Below are 8080 nucleotides of genomic sequence, written 5' to 3'. Positions count from 1 at the left end.
AAGTTAATAAAATAGTGGATTTAAGTACTGTTCAATTTCATATTGCAATTTAAGAGAGAAAAAGGTTGTTAAATCTATTCCAAAAAGCAAGTGGAAACCAGATCTAGTAACATATCCAGGAGAAAAGGTTCAGATTGATATAAAATACGTACCTCGTGAGAGTTTAGATTTTTCAACACAAGGAAAATCTTACTATCAACTTACAGCTATTGATGAGTTTTCTAGAAAGAGAATTCTAAAAATTATAGATTAAAAAAGTGTTACTAATACAAGTCGGTTCTTATTAAATTTAGAAGGCAAAATGGGATTTCCTATTCATACAATACAAACAGATAATGGTCGTGAATTTACAAACTATGGAGTAAAAGATCGAGAGTGTTTATTTGATATTGTATTAAAAAGATTAGGAATAGAGCATAAGACGACAAGGCCATTTTCTCCGTGGCAGAATGGAAAAGTAGAGCGCAGTCATCGAATTGATGGTGAAAGATTCTATTCTCGTAAGTTTAATAGAAGGCATAGGTATTTGTCACAAATGTTTGATTACTCTAAATTAATTGTGAAAACAAGATGAAAAAAGTATTGATTTCGATAAAAAATAATGGTAGTATAAACCTGATTATCATTAGGGTATGTTATAAATGTATAATTAAAAGTTTTTAGTGTGTTTCAAATTCTTATGTTGTTAAAATAGGAGTGATGTAATGAATCGAGTCTATAAGGTCGTGTATAATCGCACAAAAGGTCAATATGAAGTAGTGTCAGAATTAGCAAAAAATGGGGGTAAGGCGAATGGCAACCCTCTATTAAAGTCTATTTCGACTTCAGCTAAAGGCTTAAGCAGAGCGTTGTTGGTAGGTATGTTCCTCATGGGAGCAATCTGCGGTGTTCAGGCGGAAACGATTAATGACGGTGATAAAATTGTTGCTGGCCCTAATATTTCTGTAACTAAGGATGCTGCAACTAATACGATTACCGTTGCTGCGACAGGTGTTGCTACTACCGCTGAAATGGCAACAGCTACAACAAATATTACCCAAAATAAGACAGATATTGGGACTAATAAAGCAGCAATCGAAACGAATAAGACAGCTATTGCTGCAAATAAAACTGCGACTGAAACCAATAAGACAGAAATCGCTAAAAACAAGGCGGCTATAGATACTAATAAAAATACCATTGCAGCTAATACTGGTTCTATTAATACTAATAAGACCAATATTCAAGCAAATACTAATGCTATCAATACAAATAAGACTGCAATTGGAACCAATAAGACAAATATCGATAAAAATAAAGTCGCCATTGATAAATTGGAAGACCTCAACACTAAATTGGGTTTAGATCCAACTAAATCGGGCATGAAATATTTCAGAGCCAAATCTACAGGTGATGATGCACAGGCACTAGGTGATGATGCAATTGCTGTAGGTGTTAAGTCTTATGCGGGTGCTCAGGATTCATTAGCTATCGGTAATGATGCTCGAGCTTCCGGTACTGCTAGCAGAAGTGTTGCTATAGGTAATAATGCAACTAGCGGGTCCTTTGCGGGCATGACAGCTGATGGCAACAGCTCCGTTGTCGTTCTTGGCGGTGGGCAGTCCAGCGTATCCATTGGTGATAAAGCCAATGCACGTGGCAATACTTCTATCGCTATGGGTAAAAGGGCCACAGTTTACAATGATGGTGCTAATACTCAACTTGTGAGCAATAGCATGGCAATCGGCACCGATGCTAAAACTATTGCATCAAACAATGCCATAGCTATCGGTAACACTACTACTGTTGAAAAGAACAGCAATAGTGCGATTGCTATCGGTGATGGGACAAAAGTTAAAAGTGAAGCCGGTGTTGCTATCGGTAAGGAGACCGTTGCGTCCGGACAAGACAGCTTATCTCTCGGTACGGAAGCGAAAGCTGGCGATGTAGGCGCAGTTGCGATGGGTAAAAAAGCTTCGGCAGGTCAAGCAGATTCCGTTGCCATTGGTACTGAAGCACTAGCTAATGCAGTTGCAGGTATCGCTATTGGTAATAAGGCTGAATCTACCGCTATAGGCTCTGTTGTTGTCGGTAATAATGCCGGTAAAGGTATGGTTGGTGACTTGTTGGGGGCTAAAGGTTCTCATGTTGTCATCGGTGACAATGCCGGTCATGATATAGATGGTCAACAAAACATCGCTATCGGTTACAAAACTGGCAAAGCCGTTAAAAGTGATCATAATGTGGCTATCGGTTCCGAAGCCGGTACAAATATAGGTTCTACCGGTAATACATCAGAAGGCAAAAACGTATCCATCGGTTATCATGCTAATAAAAATAATGCACCTGTATCTAGAATTCAATCTACTGCTATTGGTAGTGAAACTATAGCGGCTGATGATGCAGTAGCTATCGGCTATCAAGCTAGTGCTAATGATAATGGCGCTACCGCAATCGGTTTTAACGCAAGAGCAACAGGTGCTGCCAGTGTTGCAATCGGTCAAGGTGCTCGCTCTGAAGATGGCAATATCGCTCTTGGGAATAGTTCAGTAGCGACCGCTGCTATGAATACGGGTACCGGATATTTAACCGGTCAAGCAAAACCAAGAAACGTGGTTTCCGTAGGTGACACCGGTGCATTGCGTCGTATCGTAAATGTAGCCGATGGTTCTGCGGATCAAGATGCAGTTACAGTAGCACAATTGAAAAGATCCATTGATGATACAGTGGCTCGTGTAACGAATGCCGGAGCTGGTGGTACCGGCAATACCGGGATATTCTACGATACCGTAACCACAGGCCCTGCCGATAATAGCATTACTCTTCGCAACACGAGCGGTAAAGGTACTATTGTCCGCAATGTGGCACCAGGTGTATTAGATACCGATGCTACTAACGTAAAACAAGTTAAAGAATTGGTAGATACTTCAAAAACGCATTATTACTCTGTAAAATCATCGAATAATAATAACTTTAACAATGATTTGGCTTCCGGTGTAGATTCCATGGCTGCCGGTGTGAGTATTAAGGCATTAGGCGAACGAAGCGTTGCTATTGGTAATAACAATGAAGCTCAAAGTACGGGCAGTATCACTCTTGGTGTAGGATATTCTGACGGCAATGCTGCAAATGGTCTAAAACAAACACTTGCCGTTACCGGTTATGAATACAACATGGCTATCGGTGCCGGTGCTCAATCCGCAGGTAATAGTTCTATTGCTATGGGTACACTGGCTACATCATCCATTAAAAACAAAGGCGATGCGGTAGATAAAGCGATTGCCATCGGTTATTCCGCAGGCGTATCCGACAGCAAGGCGATTGCTATCGGTAGCGATGCTAAAAGTAATAGTAAGAGTGCGAGTGCATTAGGTGATACAGCACAAGCTTTAGCTAATGATGCTCTTGCTATCGGTACACAAGCACAAGCATCCGGAAGTACATCCGCTGCAATTGGTGCAAGAAGTGCCGTATCCGGTGCCAATACATATGTGGTAGGTAGTGATAACAGCAACAATCCGGCAGGGACTGGAGCTACTATTACAGCTACTAATTCCGGTGTATTCGGTAATCAAAACCGTTTAGAAGGTAATAAGAATAGACTTGTCGGTAATAGTAATACCGTTAAATTGGAATCCATGGCGTTATTGACAACACCTAAGAAAATCGAAGATGTGATGATCACCGGTAATGATAATACTGTTTCCGGTGATCCTGATGCGTCTACTCAAGGCGATGCAGGCAATATCCTCGGTATTTCTGTAACAGGTTCCAAGAATACTATTCAAGCCAAAAACAGTGGCAACAAAGATCTTAAAAATATCGGTATTGTAGGTAATAACAATACCATCGACACATCCAATACAGCACGTAATCTCTCCGATACTCAAATATTGGGTAGCGATGTGACGGCAACATTGGGTAATTCCGTATACTTAGGTAGTAAATCCGCTTATGTAGTAGCCGGTGCCAGTACAAAAGGCATGGATGCATACACAGGTAACGGTACCTATAACTATGCAGGCGGTACACCTGCAGGCGTAGTCACTGTCGGCTCCGTAGGCAAGGAAAGACGAATTCAAAATGTAGCAGCTGGTTTGGTAAGTACCACCAGTACAGATGCTATCAATGGTAGCCAATTGTATAACCATACATTACCATTGCGCTTTGGCTCCGACAATTCTACAATCGGTGCTACCGCGGCGGCTGACAATAATGTGATACACCGTGGTTCCAATCAAGCTATGTCTATCCTTGGTGGTGCGAACGGAAATAATTTAACTGATAATAATATCGGTGTCGTTACAGAAGCCACAAATAATAAGATGACCGTAAAATTGGCGAAGGATCTTAATGGTCTTAATACTGTGAATGCTAATACGGTTAAAACTGGCGATACTACGATGACAACGAATGGTGTGACTATCAACAACGGTCCTAAGATCGTTAAGACCGGCATCGACGCAGGCGGTAAGAAGATTACTAATGTAGCTAATGGTACTGATAACAGTGATGCAGTTAACTTCGGTCAATTAAAATCTCAAAGCGATGCATTGACTGCCAAAGGTTTCGGTATCAAAGCGGAAGACGGCAACAAGGTTCATAAAGCTCTTGGTGAAGATGTTGACGTAATCGGCGATGGCAAAAATATCTCTACAAAGGTAGACGGCACATCCGTTCGTGTCGCTATGAAAGACGATATTACCGTGACTAGCGTAACAGCTCAAGATGGAAATGGTAACAAAACCGTTACTAATGCAAACGGTGTAACGACTGAAGATAATGCTGGAAACAAGACCGTTGTTAATAAAGACGGTATTACCATCAATAAGGTAGACCCAACAGGTAATAAGACCGTATCTTTAACAGGTGATGGTCTAAATAATGGCGGTAACCAAATTAAGAATGTAGCTAAGGGTACAGATTTAACAGATGCTGTCAACCTTGCTCAATTACGTGACGAAATCGGTTCCAATGCGACTAAACTTGTGGACGGTAAAAACACAACCGTTGAAGGCGACGGTTCTGCTAATAATCCGTATAAAGTCAATGTAAGCGACGACTTAGTGCTTGGTAAGAAGGGTGCTGACGGCAAAGACGGCTCTATCGGCGTTAACGGTAAAGACGGCTCCGCTGTAGTAATCAATGGCAAAGACGGCTCCATCGGATTGAACGGCAAGGACGGTGCTAACGGCATCTCCATTAAGGGTGGCGAAGGCAAAGCTGGCGTTGACGGCAATAGCATCACACGCCTCGTTGTGGAAGAAAAGAATGGTACTAAACATGACGTAGCTACATTGGATGACGGCATGAAGTACGGTGGTGACACAGGAAATGTCATCAATAAGAAACTTAATGAACAAGTAAACGTAGTTGGTGGCATTACGGATGAAGGTAAATTGACTACCGATGACAATATCGGTGTTGTATCTGACGGTACTAACAATCTGAAAGTACGGTTAGCTAAAAAACTTACCGGCTTAGAATCCGTTACGACCGGCAATACGACTATAGATACCAATGGTGTTACCATCAATAACGGTCCTTCTATGACGACAAATGGTATCAATGCTAACAGCACAAGAATCCAAAACGTTGCCAATGGCACCAGCGATACTGATGCAGTAAATCTCGGCCAATTGAAATCTCAAAGCGATGCATTGACTGCAAAAGGCTTCGGTATCAAAGCGGAAGACGGTAACAAGGTTCATAAACCTCTTGGTGAAGATGTTGATGTGATCGGCGATGGTAAAAATATCTCTACAAAGGTAGACGGCACATCTGTTCGTGTCGCTATGAAAGACGATATTACCGTGACCAGCGTAACAGCTCAAGATGGCAATGGTAACAAAACCGTTACTAATGCAAACGGTGTAACGACTGAAGATAATGCAGGCAACAAGACCGTTGTTAATAAAGACGGTATTACCATCAATAAAGCAGACCCAACAGGTAATAAGACCGTATCCTTAACAGGTGATGGCCTAAATAATGGGGGCAATAAGATTACCAATGTAGCTGATGGTGTTGATGATAAAGATGCAGTTAATAAATCTCAATTGGATAAAGCGACTGCAGCTGCGACTACTACCGTTACTGCTGGTAAAAATATTACTGTTACAGCCACTGATAATCTGAATGGTTCCAAGAATTATGAAGTTGGTCTCAAAGACCAAGTGACATTGGGTACAGATTCAAAGAAACAAATTGCAATGGATGGCACAACAGGCATCATCAAAGCCGGAGACAAAGTCACTATTAACGGCACGACAGGAAACATCGACGCCGGAAAAGTGAAAATCAATGGAGAAAAAGGAACCGTCAACGGACTGACCAACAAAACCTGGGATCCGAACAACTACACCAGCGGACAGGCAGCTACGGAAGACCAGCTCAAAGCCGTAGACCAAAAGATTACCAATACATCTGAAGAACTGACGAAAAAAGGCATGGAATTTGCCGGCAACGACGGAAAATTCCACCGGAACCTGGGAGAAAAAGTCACCATCAAAGGAGAAGGGACAAAAGATGCCTCCGAATACTCCGGTGAAAACATCAAAACCTTTGCCGACTCGAACGGAAACCTCACCGTCAAAATGGACAAGAACCTGAAAACCGAAACCATTGTCGCCACAGGTGAAAACGGCAAAAATGGCAAAATCGGTATTAATGGTAACGACGGAAAAACGACAAACATCTCCGTCACCCGTGACGGCAAACCCGGAGTAGACGGCGCGGCCGGTACGACCACGACCCGTATCGTATACGAAAAACCGGACGGAACCAAAGAAGAAGTGGCTACCCTAAATGACGGCATGAAGTACGGCGGTGATACAGGGGCGGTCATCAAGAAGAAACTGAACGAACAGGTGAACGTCGTCGGAGGCATTACAGACACAAACAAACTGACCACAGAAGACAATCTCGGCGTCGTATCCGACGGCAATAACAACCTGAAAGTCCGCCTTGCCAAAGACCTGAAAGGATTGAACAGTGTGACTACCAACACCCTGACCGTGGGAGACGTGAAAATCGACAACAGCGGCATCAACGCAGGGAACAAGAAAATCACCAACGTAGCAGCCGGAGACATCAGCGCAAACAGCACTGACGCCGTCAACGGGGAACAGCTGTGGAAAACAAACCAGACAATCAACAACATAGGAGGAGCCATCAATGAACTGGGCGACCGGATGGACAGAGTAGGAGCAGGAGCGGCAGCACTGGCCGCCCTCCATCCGCTGGACTTTGACCCCGATGACAAGTGGGATGTGGCAGCGGGCTACGGCAACTATAAAGACGCCCATGCAGTCGCGGTAGGGGCATTCTACCGTCCCAATGAAGACACCATGTTCAGCGTGGGAGGTTCCTTCGGCGGAGGAGAAAACATGGTAAATGCCGGAGTCAGCGTGAAGCTGGGGCAGGGCAACCATGTATCCACATCCAAAGTAGCCATGGCGAAAGAAATCGTCGATCTCCGTGATGAGAACAAGGACTTGAAGAAACGTCTGGATACCATGGAGCAGAAAATGAATTCCATTCTCGGCATCCTGGATATGGGTAAAAAGAAGGACTTCCCCGATGTGCCGGAAAACCACTGGGCTTATGAATATGTGGCTACATTGGCAGGAAACGGTATCCTTGAAGGGTATCCGGACGGCATGTTTGGCGGCGACCGTACTATGACCCGCTATGAATTTGCGGCGATGTTCTATCGTGCATTGAAGAATGGAGCGCCGGTAGATGACAATATGGACAGAGCCATGAATGAGTTCGAACCGGAACTCCGCCAGATCCGTCTGGATCGTATCCGTGTTGACCGCATTTCCGGCAAGGACAATGACAGAAACAAGGTAGAACGTGTCCGCGTCAACAGTGAAGACGATAAGGCGAAAAATGATTACCGCGATGTGTACGGTTCTCATATTTCCCCGAAAGCGTAACGGAAAGCAAGCGTAAGGAAATAACTTAAGAAACATAAAATATGGTACTCATCAGATGTGATGGGTACCGTATTTTTGTATGAGTGAGGATAAGCTGATAGTCAGACGTCATCCTGAGCGCGAGCGAAGGATCTATTACCGTGGTGAGGAAAGTGGTA

General features: G+C 43.5%; 2 protein-coding genes. Both read left to right on the top strand.

The genetic code is table 11. The features are described 5' to 3' along the window. The first annotated feature begins 301 nt into the window (after positions 1–301). Positions 302–574: a hypothetical protein gene (locus tag Q0507_RS05735; RefSeq protein WP_298713695.1), complete on the top strand. Its 273-nt coding sequence runs from the start codon at positions 302–304 to the stop codon at positions 572–574. A gap of 130 nt (positions 575–704) precedes the next feature. Further along, entirely contained in the window at positions 705–7922 is a 7218-nt protein-coding gene (locus tag Q0507_RS05730) for an S-layer homology domain-containing protein (RefSeq protein WP_298713693.1), read from the top strand. The last annotated feature ends 158 nt before the right edge of the window (positions 7923–8080 follow it).

The sequence above is a fragment of the uncultured Veillonella sp. genome, from assembly GCF_938010505.1.
In the GTDB taxonomy this organism is placed as follows: domain Bacteria; phylum Bacillota; class Negativicutes; order Veillonellales; family Veillonellaceae; genus Veillonella.
This window is presented reverse-complemented; position numbering and strand designations above follow the sequence as displayed.